The organism is Streptomyces sp. 11x1 (genome assembly GCF_032598905.1).
In the GTDB taxonomy this organism is placed as follows: Bacteria; Actinomycetota; Actinomycetes; order Streptomycetales; family Streptomycetaceae; genus Streptomyces.
This window is the reverse complement of sequence record NZ_CP122458.1, coordinates 5,254,335-5,276,129: the sequence shown is the minus strand read 5'-3', so window position 1 is coordinate 5,276,129 and position 21,795 is coordinate 5,254,335. Positions and strand designations below refer to the sequence as shown.

The 21,795-nt window shown below is 69.8% G+C and carries 17 protein-coding genes and 1 tRNA gene; 7 read left to right on the top strand and 11 right to left on the bottom strand.

From position 1 onward, the window contains the following. Positions 1–137 precede the first annotated feature (137 nt). The 5 genes from P8T65_RS23085 to P8T65_RS23065 form a co-directional block, all read right to left on the bottom strand. The gene (locus tag P8T65_RS23085; protein WP_316727176.1) at positions 138–1,598 is read right to left on the bottom strand and encodes a penicillin-binding transpeptidase domain-containing protein; all 1,461 of its coding nucleotides are present in this window, start codon (positions 1,596–1,598) and stop codon (positions 138–140) included. Continuing rightward, the gene (locus P8T65_RS23080; protein ID WP_184906314.1) at positions 1,595–3,034 is read right to left on the bottom strand and encodes an FtsW/RodA/SpoVE family cell cycle protein; all 1,440 of its coding nucleotides are present in this window, start codon (positions 3,032–3,034) and stop codon (positions 1,595–1,597) included. Before P8T65_RS23080 ends, P8T65_RS23085 begins: the two co-directional genes overlap by 4 nt. 27 nt (positions 3,035–3,061) lie before the next feature. Further along, positions 3,062–4,597 (bottom strand): Stp1/IreP family PP2C-type Ser/Thr phosphatase, encoded by a 1,536-nt coding sequence (locus tag P8T65_RS23075; protein WP_316727175.1) that lies wholly within the window; start codon positions 4,595–4,597, stop codon positions 3,062–3,064. A 128-nt stretch (positions 4,598–4,725) separates the two neighbouring features. Further along, entirely contained in the window at positions 4,726–5,250 is a 525-nt protein-coding gene (locus P8T65_RS23070) for an FHA domain-containing protein (RefSeq protein WP_184906312.1), read from the bottom strand. 10 nt (positions 5,251–5,260) lie between these two features. Beyond that, entirely contained in the window at positions 5,261–6,097 is an 837-nt protein-coding gene (locus P8T65_RS23065; RefSeq protein ID WP_316727174.1) for a DUF3662 and FHA domain-containing protein, read from the bottom strand. A 485-nt stretch (positions 6,098–6,582) separates the two neighbouring features. Here P8T65_RS23065 and P8T65_RS23060 point away from each other — a divergent pair. After that, positions 6,583–6,666: transfer RNA gene (locus P8T65_RS23060), tRNA-Leu, on the top strand. A 202-nt stretch (positions 6,667–6,868) separates the two neighbouring features. Here P8T65_RS23060 and P8T65_RS23055 read toward each other — a convergent pair. Both P8T65_RS23055 and P8T65_RS23050 read right to left on the bottom strand, forming a co-directional pair. Beyond that, on the bottom strand, positions 6,869–8,629 hold the full coding sequence (locus P8T65_RS23055) for a hypothetical protein (protein ID WP_316727173.1): 1,761 nt from the start codon (positions 8,627–8,629) through the stop codon (positions 6,869–6,871). A gap of 2 nt (positions 8,630–8,631) precedes the next feature. Continuing rightward, on the bottom strand, positions 8,632–9,543 hold the full coding sequence (locus P8T65_RS23050) for a hypothetical protein (RefSeq protein ID WP_316727172.1): 912 nt from the start codon (positions 9,541–9,543) through the stop codon (positions 8,632–8,634). A 111-nt stretch (positions 9,544–9,654) separates the two neighbouring features. Between P8T65_RS23050 and P8T65_RS23045 the strand changes: the two genes are divergently transcribed. Further along, entirely contained in the window at positions 9,655–9,966 is a 312-nt protein-coding gene (locus P8T65_RS23045; protein WP_316727171.1) for a helix-turn-helix transcriptional regulator, read from the top strand. Between the two features lie 205 nt (positions 9,967–10,171). Here the strand turns inward: P8T65_RS23045 and P8T65_RS23040 are convergent, their stop codons facing one another. Then, positions 10,172–10,801, bottom strand: a complete 630-nt coding sequence (locus P8T65_RS23040) for a hypothetical protein (protein ID WP_316727170.1) — start codon at positions 10,799–10,801, stop codon at positions 10,172–10,174. A gap of 154 nt (positions 10,802–10,955) precedes the next feature. Then, entirely contained in the window at positions 10,956–13,583 is a 2,628-nt protein-coding gene (locus tag P8T65_RS23035) for an AAA family ATPase (RefSeq protein WP_316727169.1), read from the bottom strand. A 269-nt stretch (positions 13,584–13,852) separates the two neighbouring features. Here P8T65_RS23035 and P8T65_RS23030 point away from each other — a divergent pair, with 269 nt between their 5' ends. The 4 genes from P8T65_RS23030 to P8T65_RS23015 all read left to right on the top strand — a co-directional run bounded on the left by P8T65_RS23030 (position 13,853) and on the right by P8T65_RS23015 (position 17,724). Further along, positions 13,853–14,305 carry a hypothetical protein gene (locus tag P8T65_RS23030; protein WP_316727168.1) on the top strand — a complete coding sequence of 151 codons (453 nt, stop codon included), beginning with the start codon at positions 13,853–13,855 and terminating at the stop codon, positions 14,303–14,305. Positions 14,306–14,333: 28 nt separating this feature from the next. Then, a complete protein-coding gene (locus P8T65_RS23025) occupies positions 14,334–14,792 on the top strand; it encodes a hypothetical protein (protein ID WP_316731680.1) in 459 nt (152 codons plus the stop codon). 403 nt (positions 14,793–15,195) lie between these two features. After that, complete coding sequence (locus P8T65_RS23020; RefSeq protein ID WP_316727167.1) at positions 15,196–17,061, top strand: hypothetical protein; 1,866 nt, start codon at positions 15,196–15,198, stop codon at positions 17,059–17,061. Positions 17,062–17,241: 180 nt separating this feature from the next. Continuing rightward, positions 17,242–17,724: a hypothetical protein gene (locus P8T65_RS23015; protein WP_316727166.1), complete on the top strand. Its 483-nt coding sequence runs from the start codon at positions 17,242–17,244 to the stop codon at positions 17,722–17,724. A 766-nt stretch (positions 17,725–18,490) separates the two neighbouring features. Here the strand turns inward: P8T65_RS23015 and P8T65_RS23010 are convergent. Together P8T65_RS23010 and P8T65_RS23005 are read right to left on the bottom strand one after the other, a co-directional pair. Continuing rightward, positions 18,491–19,486, bottom strand: coding sequence for a PP2C family protein-serine/threonine phosphatase (locus P8T65_RS23010; RefSeq protein ID WP_316731679.1), 996 nt, complete (start codon positions 19,484–19,486; stop codon positions 18,491–18,493). 202 nt (positions 19,487–19,688) lie between these two features. Further along, entirely contained in the window at positions 19,689–20,111 is a 423-nt protein-coding gene (locus P8T65_RS23005) for a GNAT family N-acetyltransferase (protein WP_316727164.1), read from the bottom strand. 422 nt (positions 20,112–20,533) lie between these two features. Here P8T65_RS23005 and P8T65_RS23000 point away from each other — a divergent pair, with 422 nt between their 5' ends. Beyond that, entirely contained in the window at positions 20,534–21,673 is a 1,140-nt protein-coding gene (locus P8T65_RS23000; protein ID WP_316727163.1) for an N-acetylmuramoyl-L-alanine amidase, read from the top strand. The last annotated feature ends 122 nt before the right edge of the window (positions 21,674–21,795 follow it).

Genomic DNA, 21,795 nt, shown 5'->3' with positions numbered 1-21,795 from the left:
CCGCACCCATGTGTGGTCCGGCGGCTGTGCTCCGGGCATACGGTACCCGGCTCGCCTTCTGTGACCTGGCTAACCGCGTCACCCGATACAGGACCGGTATCACAACGTGCACCGATGTGAAGGCGACGTGAGCGGGGTCACTTCTTGCTGTTGATCACTGCCTGCATCACGCTCTTCGCGATCGGGGCGGCGAGACCGCCACCGGAGATGTCGCCACGCGAGGCGTTGCTGTCCTCGACGACCACGGCCACGGCCACTGGCGAGCTGCCGTCACTGAGCTTGGCGTAGGAGATGAACCAGGCGTACGGCCTCTCCTTGTTGTTCACGCCGCGCTGGGCGGTACCGGTCTTGCCGCCGACGGTGACGCCGCCGATCTGCGCGCGCTGACCGGTACCCGTCTTGACGACGCTCTCCATCATGTCCTGGAGCTTCTGGGCGTTCTCCGGCGAGACGGCCTGGGAGAGCGTCTCGGGGTCGTGGGTCTCGATGACGTCGAGGTTGGAAGCCCGCAGCTGGTCGACCATGTACGGCTTCATCAGCTCGCCGTCGTTGGCGACGGCGGAGGCGACCATGGCCATCTGGAGCGGGGTGGCCCGGTTGGAGGCCTGCCCGATGCCGGCCATCGCGTTCTGCGGGCGGTTGTCCTCGGGATAGACGCTCTCCGCGGCGCGGACGGGAATATCCAGGGTGGCATCGTTATAGCCGAACTTCTCGGACTGCTCGATCATCTTGTCGTTGCCGACGCTGTCGGAGAGCTTGCCGAAGACCGTGTTGCAGGACTGCTCGAGCGCGTAGCGGAGGGTGGCGTTCTTGCACTCGCCGTGCTGGTTGGTGAGCGGGGTGGACGACTCCGGCAGCTTGTACGGGTCAGGCGTGTCCGTCTTGTCGTCGATGTCCGTGACGACACCGTTCTCCAGGGCCGCGGCGGCCGTGACCACCTTGAACGTGGAGCCTGGCGGATAGGTCTCGCGCAGCGCGCGGTTCAGCATCGGCTTGTCGGCGTCCTTCTCCAGCTTCGAGAAGGTCTTGCTGTCCTTGGTGCTGATCCCCGCGAACGTGGACGGGTCGTAGGACGGCGTGGAGGCCAGGGCGAGGACCGCGCCGGTCTTCGGGTCGAGCGCGGCAACGGCGCCCTTCTTGTCGCCGAGGCCCTCGAAGGCCGCCTTCTGAGCGGCGGCGTTGAGGGTGGTGACGACGCTGCCGCCCTCCTTCTTCTTGCCGGTGAGCATGTCCAGCGTGTTCCGGAAGAAGAGCCGGTCGTCGTTGCCGGTGAGGATGCCGTCCTCGAGGCTCTCCAGCTGGGTGGCGCCGATGATCTGGGAGGAGTAGCCGGTGACCGGCGCCCACATCTCGCCGTTCTTCCAGGTGCGCTTGTACTTGTAGTCGAGCCCCTCGGAAGCGACGGACCCTGTGATGGCCTTGCCGTCGACGATGATGTCCCCGCGAGGCGTGGCGTAGCGCTCGATGGCGACGCGACGGTTGTACTTGTCGGAGGCGAGAGAATCCGCCTGGACGTACTGCAGCCAGTTGGTGCGGACGAGCAGGGCGAGGACCAGGAGCCCGCAGAAGATCGCGATGCGGCGCAGGGGCTTGTTCATGACGGGCGGACCACCTGGGTCATCTCGGCGTCGGGGTTCGGTGCGGGCGCGGGCGCGGGTCGGCGCGCGGTGTCGCTGATTCTGATCAGGATGCCGATGAGCGCCCAGTTGGCGATGACCGAGGAACCGCCGTAGGCCATGAACGGCATCGTCATACCGGTCAGCGGGATGAGGCCCATGACACCGCCGGCGACGACGAAGACCTGGAGGGCGAACGCGCCGGACAGGCCGACGGCGAGCAGCTTGCCGAACGGGTCGCGGGCGGCGAGTGCGGTGCGGATGCCGCGCTCCACGATCAGACCGTAGATCAGCAGGATCGCCATCACGCCGGTCAGACCCAGCTCCTCAGCGAAGGTGGCGAGGATGAAGTCGGAGTTCGCGGCGAAGCGGATCAGCTCGGAGTGGCCCTGGCCCCAGCCGGTGCCGAGGGTTCCGCCGGAGCCGAAGGCCCACAGGGCCTCCATGGACTGCGCGGAGTGACCGACCACGGTCTTGGACAGCTCCCACTCGCCCATGGGGTCCAGCCAGGCCTGCACACGCTGCTGCACGTGGATCTCGAACGAGGCGACACCGACCGCGCCGGCCGCGGACATCAGCAGACCGAAGACGATCCAGCTGGTCCGCTCGGTCGCGACGTACAGCATGATCACGAACATGCCGAAGAACAGCAGCGAGGTGCCGAGGTCGGTCTCGAAGACCAGGATGAGGATCGAGATCGCCCAGACGACGATGATCGGGCCGAGGTCGCGGCCGCGCGGCAGGTACAGGCCCATGAAGCGGCGGCTGGCCAGGGCGAGCGCGTCGCGCTTCACCATCAGGTAGCCGGCGAAGAAGATCGCCAGCACGATCTTGGCGAACTCGCCGGGCTGGATGGTGAAGCTGCCGACCTGGATCCAGATCTTGGCGCCGTAGGTGAGTTCCGCGCCGAGGCCCGGCACCAGGGGGAGCAGCAGCAGGACCAGCGCGCCAGCCATGGAGATGTAGGTGTAGCGCTGAAGGGTGCGGTGGTCCTTGAGGAAGATCAGTACGGCGATGAGAAGCGCGATGCCCATCGCCGTGTAGACCAGCTGATTGGTCGCCTTGCCGCCGGCCTGTCCGATCTGCTGGAGCAGTTTCGACTGGTCCAGTCGCCAGATGGCCACCAGCCCCAGCCCGTTCAGCAGCGTGGCCAGCGGCAGCATCAGCGGGTCGGCGTACGGCGCGAACTTGCGGATGACGAGATGGCCGATGCCGGCCAGCACCCCGAGACCGATGCCGTAGGCGGCGAGTCCTGCGGGCACCTGGTCGTTCAGGGCGAGACCCACGTTGGCGTAGGCGAACACCGGGATGACGACCGCGAACGCCAGCAGTGCCAGTTCGGTGTTGCGTCGGCTCGGTGTGCCGATCGCGCCGATCGTGGACGTGTGCTGCGTCGACGGGTTGGTAGTACTGCTCATGGTGTACGTGGGCCCCTCGCGGCTTGCCTACTGCTCACCGCACCGTGAGACCAGCTCCTGCTCCTCCTCCGAGAGGGTGGGGCCGGTCGACGGTGTGGGTGCGGTCTCAGTCTGGTTCGGGGTCGGGGACACCGACGGTGTCGGCGTCGGGGACGATGTGGCCTTGGACGTGAGGGAGGTCTTCGTGGTTCCCGTGACTCCGCCCGCCTCGCCCTCGCCCGTCTTGGCGTTGCTGTCCGCCGCCTCGCGGCGCTCGGCGTTCTTCTTGCACGCCGACGCCTGGGTGGACAGCTCCTCGATCTTCTTCCGGGCGTCGCCCAGACCGCCCTCGGCGATCGTGGCCTCGACCAGCTTCTGCTGGTAGGGCGGCAGGTACTTGAGTTCGATCTCGGGGTGGTCCTTCTCGACCTTCGAGAGCGAGATCCAGGCCAGGTCCTGGCTGATGCCGCGGTACAGCGCCACGTGGTCGTCCTTGGAGCCGACGTAGTACTGCGTCTGCGTCCAGCGGTAGCCGCCGTACAGGCCCCCGCCGACCACAGCGAGGGTGAGGATGCCGAAGAAGGATCTCTTCAGCCACCTGCGCTTCTTGCGCGGCTTGACGAAGTCGTCGTCGGAGTAGTCGCCGAAGCCGCCCGCCGCGGGCATGTACCCGGTGGTGTCGCCGGAGCCGGGCGGGCCGAACTCGCCGCCGCCCTGTCCGTGCCCCTGACGGCCGAGACCGGAGGCCCGGCCGGCGGGGGTCTGCATGATGCCGTTGTCCTGGAGGTGGAGCTGGTTCTCGGCGACGGCGCCGACCACGACCGGGGTGTCGGAGAGCTGCCCGGCGAGGGTGTCTCCGGTGTCGAGGTCGAGGACGTCGGCGACGATGACCGTGATGTTGTCCGGGCCGCCGCCGCGCAGTGCGAGCTGGATCAGCTCCTGCACGGTCTCCTGCGGGCCCTGGTAGCTGGCGAGGGTGTCCTCCATCGTCTGGTGGGACACCACGCCGGACAGGCCGTCGGAGCAGATCAGGTACCGGTCGCCGGCCCGGACCTCACGGATGGAGAGGTCGGGCTCCACGTGGTCGCCACTGCCCAGCGCGCGCATCAGCAGGGAGCGCTGCGGGTGGGTGGTGGCCTCCTCCTCCGTGATGCGGCCCTCGTCGACCAGACGCTGCACCCAGGTGTGGTCCTGGGTGATCTGGGTGAGGACGCCGTCCCTGAGGAGGTAGGCGCGGGAGTCGCCGACGTGGACCAGGCCGAGTCGCTGGCCGGTCCACAGCAGGGCGGTGAGCGTGGTGCCCATGCCCTCCAGCTGCGGGTCTTCCTCGACCATCGAGCGCAGTTGGTCGTTGGCGCGCTGCACGGCGGTGCCGAGGGAGGTGAGGATGTCGGAGCCGGGGACGTCGTCGTCGAGCGTGACGAGGGTGGAGATCACCTCGGAGGAGGCGACCTCACCGGCCGCCTGGCCGCCCATGCCGTCGGCGATCGCGAGCAACCGCGGACCGGCGTAGCCCGAGTCCTCGTTGCCCTCGCGGATCATGCCTTTGTGCGATCCGGCGGCGAAGCGCAGTGACAGACTCATGCGCACCTCGCCCGTCGGCTCCGGGTACATCCGCACGGTGCCCACCCTCCGGTCGGGAGCGCGCCGGGAGCCCTGGTGGGGGCCGCCCCTGCGTGCTCGCTCCGCTCGCGCCTACTCATGATGTAGCACTACTTCCGCAGCTCGATGACGGTCTTGCCGATGCGGATCGGCGCGCCCAGCGGAATCGGCGTGGGAGTCGTCAGTCGGTTCCGGTCGAGATATGTGCCGTTGGTGGACCCCAGGTCCTCGACGATCCACTGGCCGTCGCGGTCCGGGTAGATCCGGGCGTGCCGGCTGGAGGCGTAGTCGTCGTCCAGCACGATCGTGGAGTCGTGTGCGCGGCCCAGGGTGATGGTCTGGCCCTGGAGCGCCACGGTCGTCCCCGTCAGTGTGCCCTCGCTCACGACGAGCTTGGTCGGGGCGTTGCGCCCGCGACGGCCGCCACCGCCGGTGGAGGGTGCGGGCTGCTGGCCGCGCTGCTGCGGGGGCGCGGCCTGGCGGGCCGCCGCCTGCGGCCGCTCCCGGCGCGACCCCCGCTGGGTGACACGCGTACCGAACAGGTCGCTGCGGATGACCTGCACGGCCACGATCACGAACAGCCACAGTACGGCCAGGAAACCCAGCCGCATGACCGTGAGGGTCAGCTCTGACATTGCCCCCGCTTCACCCTTCGGCTTGCCGGTAAATGATGGTGCTGCTGCCCACGACGATCCGCGAGCCGTCGCGGAGCGTAGCGCGGGTGGTGTGCTGTCCGTCCACCACGATGCCGTTGGTGGATCCGAGATCCTGGATCGTCGAGGGCGTTCCGGTCCGGATCTCGCAGTGCCGGCGGGAGACGCCGGGGTCGTCGATCCGCACGTCGGCTTCGGTGCTGCGTCCCAGCACCAGCGTCGGGCGGGAGATCTGATGGCGGGTGCCGTTGATCTCGATCCAGTAGCGCGTGCGTCCCCCGCCGGCCGGAGAGGCGGGCGGCCGCTGGCCGAGCGGGGGGGGACGGCCGCCGGGCGGCGGTGTGGCCGGCATGGGCGGGGCTCCCGCGGGTGCGGCGGTGGGCGGGTAGCCGTAGCCGCCGGGGCGGCCCGCGGCGGGGCTCGCCGGGGCGCCCGAGGGGGCCTGCTGGTTGGTGGAGGAGGCGAGCGTACGGCTGCGCACCCGGTACAGACCGGTGTCGAGGTCGTCGGCTTTCTCCAGATGGACCTTGATGGGGCCCATGAAGGTGTAGCGCTGCTGCTTGGCGTAGTCGCGCACCATGCCGGCGAGTTCGTCGCCGAGCTGGCCGGAGTAGGGGCTGAGGCGCTCGAAGTCGGGCGTGCTCAGCTCCACGATGAAGTCGTTGGGGACGACCGTACGGTCGCGGTTCCAGATGGTCGCGTTGTTGTCGCACTCCCGCTGGAGTGCTCCCGCGATCTCCACGGGCTGGACCTCGGACTTGAACACCTTGGCGAAGGTGCCGTTGACCAGACCTTCGAGACGTTGCTCGAACTTCTTCAGGACTCCCATGGGGCACCTCCTCCGTCGTCACCGCTCTGCGTACCGCATCGGTACTGCTTACTGATCGTATCCACGCGCCGGGAAATCGGCTGGTTCCCCCTGTCGGCCCGGTCGACCGGTGTCACCCGGCGTCGACGCCCACTGAAGTCCCCTCCCGGATTCCCATCGGAGCTCCTCTTCGAACTACCCCGTCCGAACTCTGCCAAGGATCGTAGAGGCGGCACGAGACCAGTGTCCCGCACCGGACTGTGCGCCCCGTCCCTCTCCCAAGGAGATGGCCGGGACCGGTACGAGGTTGATACGTGAACCAGCACTCGTTGATACGTGACAGGAGGGGGCGTGTGTTCGGCCCGTGCTGGTCGGCCGGTCCAGGCGGCGCGGGACGGGGCGGGCCGCGGTTTAAGGGATGTGAAGCCACCCTCTCCAGCGTGCTAATCTTCTGGATGTCGGAAGGCGCCAGACCGCAAGGAACGGGGCCTGAGGACACACCCAATGCGCGGGTGGCGGAATAGGCAGACGCGCTGGATTCAGGTTCCAGTGCCCGCAAGGGCGTGGGGGTTCAACTCCCCCCTCGCGCACAGTGGGGCACCGACGAAAGTGCCCTGGTTGCACCGACGGAACGGGCGGCATCGTGATCACGATGCCGCCCGTTCCGCTTTGTGTGGGCAGAAACACGGGACCGCCGACGGCTGAGGCCGTCGGCGGTCCCGTGTTCGGGTGTGGATCTTCGGTTACGTCGAGGGTGAGCTACTGGGTGGCTTGTGAGGAAGGTCTCATGAGTTAGGGCTCGTTGACGTAGCCCTTGGGAGTCCAGGTGCCCAGTGGCTTGGTCTTGCGGCGGCGGGTGGGGCGGCGGCGCGGTCGGTCGTCGTGCAGGGCGATCGAGTCGGCCCAGGCCCTGAGCTTGCGGCGGTTGGCGTGGGCGAGCTGGAAGGCCAGCAGGAGGGTCTGGGCGGCGATGCCGCGGATCCGGCGGGTGCCGGCGTCTTCGAGGCGCTCGTAGAGGGGGTCCTTGGCGTAGCCGTTGATGCCTTCGATGCTGTTGCGCAGCCGGAAGTACACGCGCTGCCAGGCTTCCGAGCCGTACTGGAGGGGCTGCCAGAGGTTGGCGGCGGCTTCCGGCGGGACGGTGACCGTCTTCTGGCTGCAGCACAGGGGTGAGCCGGCGGGGCTGGGGTCGGGGTCGACGAGGGGCAGGTGAATGCCACGGCCGAGGGTGTATGCCTTGAGGGGGCACTGGGTCCGGCTGGCCTCGGCGGGGCACATCACGCGGCGGTGGCCTTCGGCGTCGGGCCGCTGTTTAGCCATGAAGAGGTAGGCGGCTCGGGCGCGGATGCGGTTGATCCAGGTCTGCTTGTCGATCTTCTCGTTGATCAGATCCTTGGTGGCTTCCTTGAGCTCCTGAGGCATGGAGGGGCAGTACCAGTTGCCCTCGACGAGTTCGGCGCCGGCGAAGCCGGCCTGCACGCCGAGCTGGTCTTTTGCGTAGTCGTAGACGGGTTCGTAGCCCATGGCGCGGATGGGGAGCTGGAAGTTCTCCGGCTTCTGGTCGTTGTAGGCGCGGTCGCCGGCCAGGTAGCCGCGCGGGAGGCTGTCGTCGATCTGCTGGAGAGCCTCGACGGCGACGTGGCCGGGGCGGTGGCTGGGCTTGTCGACGGAGAAGGCGATGACCAGAGCCGGGACGACGTCGGGGTCGGCGGAGCCGTCAGGCAGGGGGACGCCGTTGCGGCTGGGATCGCGGGCGATGACGAGTGAGGCGTCGTAGCCGAACAGGCTCTTCTTGATGCGTTCTGTCTTCTTCTGGAGCCTGGCGCCCTTCTTGTCCTGCCGGGTGGGAGCGAGGTCGTCGAGGGCGAGGGGGTCCTTGTGCTTGGCGGTGCGCACGTACCAGGCGGCGTCGGGATCGGTGGCGGTGACGGGACTGTTGGGGGCGAGCCCCTTGGCGTAGGTGCCGATGACGGTGGCGTCGACGCAGACCGAGCCGTTCCAGCGGTCTTCCAGGAGCGGCATCGCCTCCCGCAGGGACATGGCCAGGATCAGGTTGGCCAGCTTGATCATGAGAGTGCGCTTGCGGGCGAGTTCGTCCGGGTCGGCGTTGGCCAGCAGTTTCTCGGCATGGCGGCGGGCCAGGCGGTGGTTCTTGGGCAGCGGGGAAGGATCGATCGCTTCGAGGATGCTGTGCAGGCGGCGGCGGACGGTGGCGTAGGCGGCTTCGAAGCCGCGGTCGTGGTCGGGGTAGCGGCGCACGCCGAGTTGCTCGCGCATCGGCTCGGAGAGGGAGAAGAACAGCAGGTCGGTGACGGCGGTGAAGGTGACGACGCCGCCATTGCGGGCGGAGGCCAGGCTCATGCCGACCAGCAGGGCCTCGACAGGGAGCTTGCAGGGGCAGCCGGTGCGGCGTACGACGAGCGGCTCGATCTCCTCGACCAGGCCGGAGCCGACCACTTCGTCGCGGATCTCGGCAGCTTCGGGGTCGGGAACGAGAGCGCGCTGGGAGCGCAGGCGGGCGATGCGGGTGTGGCGTGCGAGGCGGCTGGTCATGGTCAGAACTCCTTGAGCGCGGCGGCGGCCTGGTCGGGCGAGAGGTTGCGGACGTGGGGCAGGACCCGGTCGATGGAGCGCAGGGTGGTCAGGCCTGCGGCGGCCATCAGGGTGGGCAGGTGCATGCGGGCTTCGATGGCGTCGACGAGCCAGGTGGCGCGGGTCCGGCCTATGACCAGCAGGGGCGTTCCGAGCGGCTTCTTGGTGCGGGCGAGGAAGTTGGTGACGGTGTTGGTGCCGCGGGCGTGGCTGCTCGGGCGGAAGAGATAGCGGGCCTGGCCTGGGCGGGAGGCCCAGGCAGCCGCCTCCGTGAGGACCGGGGCCCAGGCGGTGCGGCACAGCACCACCCGGGCGCGCTGTCCGCGGACCGCGACGGCGACGGCGCCGTTGGGTGCCTCGCGGACGTCGTGGGTGCGCAGCGGGATGATCTCGGGTGAGTCCAGGGCGCAGCCGAAGCCGAGGGCGAGCAGCGTCAGGAGGCCGTTGCGGAGTTCGTCGGTGGGCTGGGCGCGGGCGGAGGCGTAAAGCTGGGCCTGTTCGGGCTGGGTGTAGGGGCGGGAGGCGTCCGAGCCGGAGTAGGCGGCGGGATTGCCGGTGATCAGGTCGGGGCCCAGCAGGGCGCGGCGGAGTCTGTTGAGGCGGCAGCGGCGGTTGGAGCGGGAGGGCTCCTCCAGGTGCAGGCAGCCGGTGGCCAGGTACCACTCGATCGCCTCCGGGGTGAGCAGGTGCTCGGCCTTGGTGGGGCGCCCGCAGGCGTCGGCGTGAGCGGCGGCGTGAGCCAGGGCGCCGAGCCAGTCCCGGGCTTCCTTGGGCGTGGCCGGCGCAGCCTTGGCGACGGCGCGACGGCAGTCGGGGCCGATACGGGCCCAGACAGGCCCCGGCAACTTGGGCCGGTAGCGCTCGATCGCATCCATCGTGACTCTCCACCAGGAAAGAACCCCGGGAGGGGTGTGTTTGGAATAGCATGCGGTGGAGTTGGCGGACGCTGTCATCCCTGGAGGGCCGGATGGGCGACACTCTTCGCTGTGCCACGAGGAGACAAGCGACGACGCAGCCCTGCCGAGTACGTGACCGACGGCGCGTGGCCGCACGCCGTGCTCGATGACCACCACGGCGCCCGTGTGGCGCAGGAGGTGGCAGCCAGGCTGGGCAGGGTGATCCGCGAGAGAGGCTGGTCGGTCGCAGAGGTGTCCCGGCGCAGTGGCGTGTCGCGGATGACGGTCGCCCAGGTGCTCGATGGCGCGGTGTGGTGCGACCTGCTGACGATCGCGAACCTGGAGAAGGCGCTGGGGGTGGACCTGTGGCCCGGCCGTGAGCCGGGCAATCCACCGAAGTGAATTCGCATGGGCATTCGGTTCCTCGGGAAAGAGGCAGGGAAAATGACCGAATGCCGAACACGCTCGGGCGGTGCCGGGTAGTGTCGGAAACGGCCTGTACGGTCACGACCGTCGCCGCGGACCCAGGTTGCCTCCTGGGTCGCTACATGCGGCGGCGGTCATAAAACAGCAGTACTGCGTGTATCGCTTGTCGTGAGTGGAATGGTCAGTCGAACTTCCAGTTCATTCGTGGACGGTAGTAGACGTGCCGGTCATCCTCACGTGTGACGCGTTCCAGAGCGCCGATCAGTGTCAGAGCCCGAAGACGGTTGCGCAGCCTTTTGCGGCCCCGGGGGTCCTCCTTGGGAATTCCCAGGACTTTGGCGATGTCCTCACTGCCCCAGGGAAGGTCGGGACGCGCGGCGATGACGTTCAGGATCTCCTGCTGTCTGCTACTCCGGATCGTGATGGCGGCCGGCGGGTGTACCGCATCCGTCGTTGTCGGTGCGGGTTCAGGGGGCGCAGGCGGCTTGCTGTCCGATGCGGACTTCTCGCGGTCCTGAGGTTCCGGGACGATGTGCAGCGTCACCGGAGGGGTGGGTCGGCCGGTGAAGATGCCGTGCTGTCTGGCCTGTTCCTGCATGGTCCGCAAACGGGACTGCATTCCTACCAGGCCTCGCGCCTCATCGCGGTAAGCGATCAGCGCCTCACACTTCTCGGTTTCCTCACGCAGTGCCGTACTCAGCCGTCCGATAGCCGCTTGGGACTTCTCGATCAGCGATTCGTACTGACGGACCACGTGCTCCGCTTCGTCCCCGTCAGGTGGGGGACTCGGAAAAGTCTCCTGGAACGTCATGGCCATCAAGGTAGAGGCAAAGCCAGTTGGCTGTCTGGCCTTTGGGGGACCAGTTGGCTTTTCGGTGGCTGCAACCCTGATAGGGCGTCATTTTATCGTCTACACGTTCGTGATTCGCTTTTCAGTATGGTCACTCGTGGCCTCGGTGAGGCGGTCACCAGCGGCTCGGAAGAGTCAGCCCAGAAAGCAGTGAAGCCGTCAGTTGTTCAGTGCCTTCGCGGATGGCCCGGACGGCTCCGGTGCGCAGAAGAAGGGCGAGTTGGCCCACATTTCCCCCGGTGCGCTGGTGGAGAAGGGCTGCCTGGGCGGTCAGGGTGCCTGGCTCGTGCGCGTGCAGACGCAGCGCGTCTTCGAACCGGCTGATGACCTCCTGCCAGACCTCGCCGTCCGGCAGAAGGTCCAGGCGTACCGACAGCAGTCGGCGGTGCGGTGTGTGCGTCACCGCCGTGGCGAGGGACTCGGGGCTGCCGATACCGGCAAAGGCGAACGTCGCCGGGATGCGGTCGCAGAGGTAGTCCACAATCTCGGCCACGGCGGTGTCGGACCAGCCCGGACTGCGAAGGTTCTGGGCCTCGTCCACCAGGACGAGACCGGTGCGGGCGGCTGCCATGGCCTCGCTCACCCTGGCCGCCAGGTCGGCGGTCGTGGGTGAGCCGCGCAGGGGGATGCCGAGAGCGCGGGCCAGTTCGGCCAGCAGCAGGCGCGGTGAGGTGGCGGGTGGCAGCCGGACGTAGACCACCGGCATGGCCGAACTGCCTGGCTTCTCCGAGGTAATGCCGGGCAGTTGGGCGGTGTAGCGGTGGGCTGCTTCCAGCAGGACTGTGGTTTTGCCGGTACCGGACACCCCGTGCAGCAGCATTCCGTGACGGGCGCCTTTCTCGTACCGGTTGAGGTCCAGCAACTCCCCGATCCGCCGCGCGGCGGACACGACGTCCGGCACGCGCAGCGGGAGCCCGGCGTGGTAGGCCACGCGGGAATCGTCTGGTGCCGCGTGTGGGCCGTCCTCCGGGTCCGAAAGCGGCGAGAACGAGGCCACCCGGTCACGACAGGACGGCCCGGCCCAGGAGACAGGCGAGTGCGCGCTCGTGTTCGGGGCCGGAGCCGGCCGTTGCCGGGCGATGGCGGCGTAGACCTCCGTGTGCTCAAGCGGCGCGTGATGCAGGACGGTCGCAAGGGCGGGCAGGGCGGCGGGCACCACAGCGGGCACCGTGATCCACTCGTCGTCCTCGGACCGCAGCCACACACGGCGGAGGTCATACGGGTCCCAGCGGACCTCGAACCTGCGGCCTTTGCCCAGTGACGCCGGGGAACGCAGGGGATCCAAGGCCGACGAGTTGTAGGTCTGCCCGCTGAGCCGTAGTCCCTGACCTCCGACCACTCTCCAGGCCACGCTCAGAAGTTCCGCGAAACCGGGCGGGGGCAGAGGCGTCGGTGTCCATCCCGCCGAGGCGGTCAGCGTCTCGTGGCGGGTTCGCGGCGTGTGCGCTCCGCCTGAAGGCGCGGTCGGCGCCGGGGCGTCCGGCCAGACCTGGGCCACCCATACGTCGAGCAGGTCCTGCACCATCTCGGGCGGCCATCCGGCCTCGTGCGCGGCCTGCCCGGCGGCGGAGAACAGATGGTCGGTGAAGAGGGACACGAACTGGTCCAGCGTGTGCTCCACAGCCCGGCGGTCCGTGGGCCGCACACGCTGCGCGTACCGCACGTGGATGCCCAGATGGGCGCAGGCCGGCCGCAGCGCCCGCAGGCTGGGCGCGTGGGCCCCGTCGACAACGAGGCTGTCCGGGCGGACGATCAGTGAGGACGCGGGTCGCCGGTCCGTGCGAAAGAGCCGTCCGGACAGGAGAGCGCCCCAGTCCGTGTGCATCCCGACGGGGACGAGCATCCGGGCAAGCAGCGTCGAGTGCAGTGGCGGCCGGTAACCGGTGTGGACGACGGCGGCCAGCACGAGACCAGTGGCCTCGTCCAGAGCGACCAGCAGCCGAAGAGGTTCCCGCGGGCCCGCCCCGCTGGATGGCAGCGGCAACTCGACTGTCTCGAGATGAACACGCTCACCAACGGCCACATCGCCCACCCGGCGGAGCCGCCGCTTCCCACCGCTGACAAGCATCTCGGCGGCGAGCCGCCGGACGGCAGCCCGGGACGGCCTGGGCAACTCACCCGCCGAGATGGGCCCAGTCAGCCGGGCCAGCACCTGATCGTGCAAGTGCCCGGCCATCAGGGGGGCTCCCGACCGTTGCGCGGCGAGCACCTCCCGGACAGCCGCCCGCACTCGCGGGTCCAGCCGGGCCACGTCGGTTATACGCCGACCGGCCCTGCCGTCGGCGAGCCCGGCCAGGCCCTGCTCCTGATACCGCTGCCGCTTGCGCCGCACCGTCCGCGCGGAAGCTCCGCGCACGCCCAGGTCGGCCAACTCCCGCGCTTTGGCCTCCTCGCGCTCGGCCAGTGTGCGGTGTGACGGATCGTAGGCCGGGAGCGGCTCGGTGCCGGCCGAGGCGTCGTACGGCACGCCGTTGAGTACTTCGGTGACGTGTCGCCGCCACCAGCGTGCACGCTCCAACGCCGCTTCCGGCAGGGGCGGCGCCGACTGCTCCAGAGGCGCCGGCCCCGTTTCCCTTCCCAGGAACTCGAAGCCCTCCGAGGCAACCAGGAACACCATATCGACGTGCTCGGTGGCGCCGAGTCCGTCCAGCAATGCGACGCGCCCGCCACGCACGCCGGTCACCGTGCACACCTGCCCGTCGAACCGGACCCGGTCCTCCACGACGAGCCGGTCGGGCCACACCCTGCTCCTCCCCTCCCCGGTTGTCCGCATCGGGCCGGGCCGAACGGTGCCGAGCCGGGCTCGTGCGCGCGTTCACACCGATCACGAGCCCGGACCGCCACCGCTCGGTCCGGCCAGATCACCCTCGTATCCAGTGAACTGGATACGAGGGTGAATGCGCACACACATCGCATCCAGTTCGCTGATATGCACGCCGGATCCTGCCCCGACACACCCGTATGGAACACATCGGCATGCCATTCCAATAACATGCGGGCAGAGTGGTCGACGTGATCAGCTCAGGCTTCCCGGCAGCCGCATGCGTCCGTCCCGTCGTCATCGACCCGGCCGCACGCAGCTTTCTGCTGGTGCCCGACCGCGCCGTGCTCCCGGTCATCTGGAGTGTTCCCAGGCGCTCGATACGGCAGGGCGAGTCCTTTCGCCGTGCCGCGGCGCACCACCTTCGGCGTGAACTGCGGTTGCCCGCACTGCGGATCGCCCCCGTCGCAGGACGGCTTCCCGCCTCCGGGGGGCGTCGGCACGAGGAGTACTTCGTCCTGGCGGCCCCGGCGGCAGGCGCCTGGCCCTGCGATGTCCGCGCCCTGCTGGCATCAGGCGCGCGGTGGTGGACGACGGCTGAACTGCGGGCCGCGGACGTGCGGGTGGAGCCGCCCGTGCTGCTCGACCTCATCGACGGTTACTGGGAGGGATGGCTGCCCGACGGGGTGGTCTCCCTCGAGTGAACCCAGGGACAGGAGAAACGCAGTGTCCATGCACGCCATCGAGATCGTCCTGACCCGCGCCGTGGGTGCGGTCGAGTTGAGAGCCGCGCAACAGCGAAGCCGTCTTGCCATGGCGGCCTCCGACGACGGCACTCGCCTGGTGGTCCTCGTGTCCGCGAAGAGCGAGCCGAGAGCCGTACGGAAGATCTGGAAACGGCTGGGAGACGCATTGCCCGTCGACGTGCTCTGCGGACTGTTCCCCGGCTCCGACGGCACCTACCTCATGAGCATCCCGATGGAGCCGGAAACCGCCGAACGCCTTCAACACCTCGCGGCGGAAGCCGGACAGACACCGGAGAAGTATCTCCGGGGCGCCATCGCCGGGGCACTGGCCCGTGACCACTCCACACGGCGCGCGAGGCTGTCCTGCGCCCTGAGTCGGCTGTTCGACGATTTCACGCCCGAGGAAGTGACTCGTGCCGCAGCGCGGAGGATCGGCGGAGCCTGAGCCGGGCGTTGCGGTGGAAGGTCAGGGAACAGTCTTTGGGTTCGAATCTGTCGGGGTCTTGGTGGCTTCCATTACGCCAGCACGATCAGGGGCTTGCCGGGCAACTGCCTCTACCTTGGGAACGGCTACCGCGATGAGTTCGCCCCTTTGCCACGGCCCCCGTCCGAGCGGCGCGGACGACCAAGGCGTGTCGGTGGCGGAGGTCCCGCCGAACTGGGCCCTGGGGAGGGTGCCGAAGTGGTGTGCCCGCTGGAGGACGGAAGGGTGTAGTGGTCCATAACCACGGGCAAGGCAGCTGCTGGTGGGGTGTTGCAGCGGACTCAGCCTAATGGCCCGGTGGCGTCGGTCCGATCCGAGTTCGGCCCGCAGCGGCAATGCCCGCCTCCTGCCGCATAATCCTCGCGTGTCCGAAACTCCCGTCCCGATACCCTCGGGCTCCGTTCCGGCGGGTACGCCCGCCTGGTCGTCCACCGACGCCGCCTCATGGGCCCAGGCCGGCCCCGCGCCATGGGCACAGCCCATGTGGTCCGTGTCGGCGCTGCTGGTCAGCGTCGTATGGGCGATCGCGGTGGAACCGGTACCGCCGTGCAGCGATGCGGCGCCCTGTGGCCCGGACTGGGGCGGCATGGCGGAAATGGGCCTGGCCGTCGGGCTGCTGTTCTGGCTCGCCCGGCTTCCGGAGCTCACGCTGATCGCGGCGCCCGCCCTGGCGGCCATCGTGGCGTGGGGAGAGCTGCCGGGCGCCGGGCGGATGTCCCAGGCCGCGAACGTCGCCGTGATCGGGGCTCTGGCCTTCGGCTGGGCCGCGGCCCGCGAGCGGCTGGCCGCCCGGTCCGGGCAGCGGCGGATCGCCGAGCGGGCCGCCGGAGTGCGGCACCGGCTGCCGGAGCCCGTCGGACCGCTCGCGCGAGGCAGGCTCCCGCTCGCCGCCGGGCTGGTCCTGTGTGCCGTGGCCGCGGTTGCGGTCCTGTTGGGGCTGAGCGGGATCCGCGCCGACGAGCAGCACGCGGCCCGGTCCGTGCAGGCCACGGCGCAGGTGATCAGCCGCGGCGAGGAGAGCGTGCAGGTCCGCACCGACGACGAACGGCGCATCACCGTCGACGCGTTCTACCCCGAGGACTACCGCGTCGGCAGCACGGTGACCGTCCTGGAGGACGGCTCGTGGCGGCGTCTGGTGGCCGAGCCGTACGACGCCTTCGGCTGGCAGCTGCTGGTGCTGGTCGCCGGACTGCCCGGCCTGTCCCTTCTCATGGTGGGCGTCCTCGCCCGCCGCCGTGCCGCGGCGCTGCGTCGCGCACCGGTTCCCGCCCTACGCGTGCTGGAGCGCACGGACCACGAGGGCCGCACCTGGGTCTATGCGGCCGACGACACAGCCGGCCGCACCGCGCTGTTCAGCTGTCTCTGCACAACCACGCTCCGCGAGGACGACGAACCGGCGGACCGCACCGAAGCCGAGGGCCAGCACGAGCACGAAGTCGAGGACTGTTCCGTCGACACGCGGTTGCACGAAGCGGTCCTGCTCGGCGCCCTCTACGAGGGAGGTGAACTGGTCCTCATCACGACAGACCATGCGGGGGATCCGATCGTGCTCCGTACCGTCGGCCCGGTCCGGCTCCCTCGAACCGGCAAGGAGCCCCTCCTGGACGCCCCTGGCGTCACGGATACCGATTCCGACACCACAGAACCAGAGAAGCAGGCTTGGACGGACCGCATCGCCGCCACCCTGACGCCCACCGGCCGCCCTGTGCGCTGGGGGCCGGGCCCCGTTTCCCGGACCGCCGGACTGGCCCTCACCGCAGGCGTGGCGACTGGGCTCTCCCTCGCGGCACAGGACCTTGCGACGGATGGCTTCGACTGGGGCCTCCTCCCCTTCCTCGGACTGTCGATATTGATCAACCTCGCGGCCATCCTCCTGAACTGGCGCGTCATCGCGGACAGCACCGGTCTGTGGCTGACCGGGGCCTGGACCGTACGGCACGTCCCCTGGGAACAGTTGCGGGCAGCCAAGTACACCGACGAGGGCGGCGTGGAGATACACCGGTCGGACGGCGACGCGTGGCGTCTGACGGGCATGGGGGAGCGGCGCCTCGAACGGCGCCTGCGACTGCGACCGTCCTACGCCCGCATGACCGAGGAGGTCACAGCCCTGCACGCCCATCCGCAACTGCGTCCCACCGAACCAAGCACGCCGCGCGAACACGGCCTGCCGCTGGGGCCCTTCCTGCTGCTCCTCGTCGGCCTCGCCATCACGGTCGCGGTCACCAGGTGAGCGCGAGACGGCACCGACCGTCACTGGGCCGTGCCGGAAGGCGGGAGGCGCTGATGAGGCAGAGCCGGCCGGGACCCGAAAGCGACCGGAGACGTCAGCGGGCGTACATTCGAGACCCGTTGGCTCGGGTGGCTCTCTGTGCCCCTGCCTTCGTCCATAGGTTGTGCGCAGGGGGGAACGGTGACCACTCAGCGGCCGGGCAGCGACGGATCATCCGGGGATCCGTACCACACGTCGTCCTTCCCGGACGACGTGTGGCAGCAGTTCCTCAAGGACAGCGAGCGCGCCACCCGGAAGTCCGCGCCCAGGGAGCCCTCTGCCGGCGAGCGGATTGCCCTGCGTTCCGCGGGCGAGAGCGCGCTGGGCGGGCTGGAGGCGGTCGGTGAGCTCCGGCATCCGGACGAACCACGTACCGGCCCGGCATGGCACGAACTGGACGGACGGGCCAAGTGCCATCGCGTCGCCCGCGTGCTCGGCGTGGCCACCGTCACCGCCCTGATCCTGGTGGCGGTGCGCCCTGGCGACACGGGCGGTCGCCCGGGAGACACGGGGACGACCGTGCAGCAGTCGGAGGACGCTCCTGAGGTGTTGCCTTCGGTAACCGTCACTCCGGCCGCCTCACTGCCGGCGGATGGATCGGCGCAGGTTCTTCCCACCGGGTGAGACGCTGCAGAGCGCCGCGGCCTCGGCCCCGGCCGTCCCCTCCCGACTCCCGGACTCGTTCGTTGTCCTGCACGACGCCGAGTTCACGGCGCGCAACCACGGGGAGCGTTGCCGTCCTTGGGCAGTCCGGGACGCGCTGATCACGCAGGGAACTGGCATGACCGAAGGGCGACCGGCTGTGGCTCAATGGACTTGGTGCAGAGAGGAGAAGGCGACGTCGTGTCCGAGATACGGCTGGTGACGTGGGGCGAGGCCGCCCGGATGATGGTGGCGTGCTCGGTCGTGTGCGCTCTGGCCTGCGCTGCTCTGGCCCTGCTCGGAGAGCCGCAACTACCCGTCACCGCCCCGGTGGTGATGCTGCTGGCCCAGTGGTTCTGGACCCGGCACCCCTACTGGGGCCCTGGCGCGGTCGCCGCGCTCACCGGCTCCCCCGTGGTGTTCGTCCTGGTCGACCACCTGCGCCCACGTCTGGACCGGCTATTCGCCGACGCCGCGGCCACCGAGGCGGGAGTCCTTGTGGCGCTGGTCGTCTTCACCGCCTGCTCCCGGCTGCGGAACCCCTGCATGGCGTACCGGACGTATCGCTCTCCCGCCGGCCGGCGTCGCCTGCGCAGATTACGGGCCTCCGGGGGTGCCGCGCTCATCAGTGGCTCGGACTGCCCACCGTGGAGACCACCGTGCTGGACGGCCGCGGGGTGGGTGGAGGCGGGCAGTACGCTTCGCCCATCCGCCGCCGGTGGTCGACCGTCAGGTGTGATCCGGCCGGTCACCGGTAGCGGAGCAGCAGCATGGCGGCGTCGTCCTGCAGCGGGCCGCCGACGTGCTGGAGCAGGTCCTGGCGCAGGGTCTCCAGAGCCGCTTCCGGATCGCGTTCCTTGAGCAGGGGAGCGCGGTCGGCGAGCGGGTAGAACTGACCTTCGCCGTCTCGGGCTTCGGTAACCCCGTCGGTGTACAGCAGCAGCTGGTCTCCCGGGTGGAAGTCGGCCTGGAACGGCTCCGCTTCCGACGGGCCGTGGGCGCTCAGGCCGAGGGGGAGCGCATAGACGGCCGGTTCGGGGAGCGTCGCGGAGCCGTCGGCGCGGATCAGCAGGGGTGCGGGGTGGCCGTAGTTGAGGAAGGTGACCTCGCGGTCGCGCACTTCGGCGAGGATGGCGGTGACGAACTTCTCCCCTTCCAGCTGCCGGTCAACGGACCGCGCCAGTCTGCACCCGACCTGGGTGAGATCGGCTTCGTCCAGGGCCGCCTCGCGGAAGGCGCCCAGGACGATGGCCGCGGTCTCCACGGCGTCCAGTCCCTTGCCCTGTACGTCGCCCACGATCACCCGCACGCCCTGCGGTGCGGCGACCACTTCGTACAGGTCGCCGCCGATGCGGGCCTCGGCGACGGCGGACATGTAGGAGACGGCCGCGCGCAGCTGCCCGGCCAGGCGCGGCACCGGCTTGAGCAGCACCCGTTGGGCGGCCTCGGCGATCGAGCGGACGCTGGCCAGCTCCGCCTCCCGCTTCTGGCGCATGGACACGGCGACGAGTCCGGCCGCGGTGACGCCGATGACCGAGGCCGTGCTCACGTAGCCGCGCGCGGCGTCGAACAGGTCGTTGTACACACTCAGCCCGACGGTGAGCAGCAACGCGATCACACCGACGCCCAGGGTGCGCCGCCAGCCGCCGACCAGCGGGGCGAAGGCCGGTCCGAGTGACACCAACGGCAGCAGTCCTACCGCCGGTCCGGTGGCGACGTCGACAACCGTCACCGCGGCCATCATGGCGAACGGCAGGGCGGACAGCACGGCGAGCCGGTCGTTCTCCTCGGACACATCCCCCTCCAGCGCCAAGCGGTCACGCCCCGCGGCCCCAGGACAGCACAGTTCGACGCTGTCACACACTCCCCGCGGAGCGAGATCCATAGTCGCAGACGGCCGGGCCCGTGCTCACGGCCGAGTCGGGCCGCCGCATCTCCGGCTCCGTTCACGGCGCCGGGGACCGACCGGTCATGCGGTGCACGAACTGCCCGAACCGTCCCCTGAGGTGAGGGCACAACGGGGCTGTGGCCGGGAAGCCGGTGGACGTCTCCTGGGTCATCGTTCTGAAGAAGGAGCGCCCCTGCCGGGTCTTCAGGGTGGTGCTCCAGCGGTGTCCGGGATGCAGAGTGAGCAGTGAGTGGAGGGCCTCGCGGCCCAGTCCCTGCCGCTGCCACGCTTCGTCGACCCAGACGTCGTGGATCCGCCCCGTACGGCATGCCGGACACACCCGGAAACGCAGCCGCGCGACCACCCGCTCCCGACCGTCGCGCAGGACGATCTCCATCGGGCGATTCCGCTGCTGCCGGTGAACCCTGTCCAGCCGCCAGGTCCAGCAGCCCCGGCCGCCCACGCCCCCGGCCGGGGTCATCGTGCTCCGGCCGCGGTCGCGCAGAGTGCCGCCGGGGCACGGCTCCGGCGGAGGGGTGGGTTCCGCAGCCGGCCATGGCCTCGTTGGACGCGTGCTGCTGTCCCGTACGGCCGCATGGCAGCATCCTGGCAGACCTGCTTGTGCTGCTACAGCCCGCTGGCGACGGACAGCTGGCCCGCACCCGCACCCGCACGGCAACTGGATCGGCCGTGGCAGGACTGGCCCGGAGCCGCCACCTGGCCCAACCGCCCTTCACCCGTCCGGGGGTACGCGCCCTGGTTCCGGACCGGGCTTCCGTGTCGATGATCCGATGATCGCCAGGCGGCTGACACACTCACCGCCCGAAGCCGCACCAGCTCATAACGAGGGCCGGAACCGTGAGTCAGGGACCGACAGCAGCGTTCAGACAGGGGAGTTCACGCGTGTGGGGTACAGGACACATCGCTGCGCTGGTGGTGGCGGGGGCACTGACCGTCCAGGGCTTGTGCGCGCCGGCGGCCCGCAGCCACGGCAGGCCGGCGGATCCCGGCCCCACCACCGGGACGCGGAGTGAGGTCCGCGCGGTGCCCGCCACGGCGGACCGGCGCGGCGCCGTACTGGTGGTACGAGACACACGCCTGTTCAGCGTGCTGGGCGTCACCTGGGACGATCCGTCTGCCCACCTCGCGGGCAGCGTGGCGGTGCGCACCCGGTCCGCCGGGACGGGCCGGTGGTCCGGCTGGCGGCACCTGGACGGCGACGACAGCCAGGGCGAGGACACAGCCCTGCGGGGCGGCACCGATCCCGTCTGGACGGGGCCCTCTGACGGCGCCGAGGTTCGCATCGCCGCGGAAGGCGCCTCGGTCCTGCCCGCCGGGCTGAGGCTGGACCTGGTCGATCCCGGTCCCGACGCACCAGCCACCGCGCAGCCGGCCCCCACGGCTGCCCACGGAGCACCGAATGCCGAACTCGCACCCCGTCCGCCCATCACCTCGCGCGCCGGATGGGGTGCGGACGAGTCGATCAGCCCCGAGCCGCCGGGATATCTGCCGGACGGAAAGATCAAGGCGGTGGTGGTGCACCACACCGCCGGCAGCAACGACTACACCTGCGCCGAGGCCCCGGCCGTCATCCGAGGCATCTACGCCTACCACGTCATGCAGTTGGGCTGGAAGGACATCGGCTACAACTTCCTCGTCGACAGATGCGGGACCCTTTACGAGGGCCGCAAGGGCGGCGTGGACCGTCCGGTGATGGGCGCCCACGCCTACGGCTTCAACACGGAGACCACCGGCGTCTCCGTCCTCGGCACGTACACCGACGTCACGCCCAGCCAGGCCGTCCTGGCCGCCGTGGCCAGGGTCGCCGCCTGGAAGCTCGGCCAGTACGGCGTCAACCCGGCCGGCACCGCCACCCTCACCGCGGGCGACGCCGGCCGCAACTACTTCGGCACGACCTGGGCCAAGGGCGCCCGGCTGAGTTTCCCGGCCATCCACGGTCACCGTGACGGCTACAACACCCAGTGCCCCGGGCACCAGCTGTACGCCCAGCTGCCCACGATCCGGATACTGGCCGGTGGCTGAGATGCCCACGACACCCATGCGCACAGCGGGGCGGAAGGCCCCTCTGACCGCAGCCCCAAGACGCGCCTTCCTCCTCGCTGTCTCGTCGACACGGAGCAGTTTTCCTTGTCACCGCTTCACGG

What these genes read in the sequence shown, in the direction of transcription:
- P8T65_RS23085 (WP_316727176.1), bottom strand. Translation starts at nt 1,598, where the DNA reads ATGAACAAGCCCCTGCGCCGCATCGCGATCTTCTGCGGGCTCCTGGTC.
- P8T65_RS23080 (WP_184906314.1), bottom strand. Translation starts at nt 3,034, where the DNA reads ATGAGCAGTACTACCAACCCGTCGACGCAGCACACGTCCACGATCGGC.
- P8T65_RS23075 (WP_316727175.1), bottom strand. Translation starts at nt 4,597, where the DNA reads ATGAGTCTGTCACTGCGCTTCGCCGCCGGATCGCACAAAGGCATGATC.
- P8T65_RS23070 (WP_184906312.1), bottom strand. Translation starts at nt 5,250, where the DNA reads ATGTCAGAGCTGACCCTCACGGTCATGCGGCTGGGTTTCCTGGCCGTA.
- P8T65_RS23065 (WP_316727174.1), bottom strand. Translation starts at nt 6,097, where the DNA reads ATGGGAGTCCTGAAGAAGTTCGAGCAACGTCTCGAAGGTCTGGTCAAC.
- P8T65_RS23055 (WP_316727173.1), bottom strand. Translation starts at nt 8,629, where the DNA reads ATGACCAGCCGCCTCGCACGCCACACCCGCATCGCCCGCCTGCGCTCC.
- P8T65_RS23050 (WP_316727172.1), bottom strand. Translation starts at nt 9,543, where the DNA reads ATGGATGCGATCGAGCGCTACCGGCCCAAGTTGCCGGGGCCTGTCTGG.
- P8T65_RS23040 (WP_316727170.1), bottom strand. Translation starts at nt 10,801, where the DNA reads ATGACGTTCCAGGAGACTTTTCCGAGTCCCCCACCTGACGGGGACGAA.
- P8T65_RS23025 (WP_316731680.1), top strand. Translation starts at nt 14,334, where the DNA reads ATGCACGCCATCGAGATCGTCCTGACCCGCGCCGTGGGTGCGGTCGAG.
- P8T65_RS23010 (WP_316731679.1), bottom strand. Translation starts at nt 19,486, where the DNA reads ATGATGGCCGCGGTGACGGTTGTCGACGTCGCCACCGGACCGGCGGTA.
- P8T65_RS23005 (WP_316727164.1), bottom strand. Translation starts at nt 20,111, where the DNA reads ATGACCCCGGCCGGGGGCGTGGGCGGCCGGGGCTGCTGGACCTGGCGG.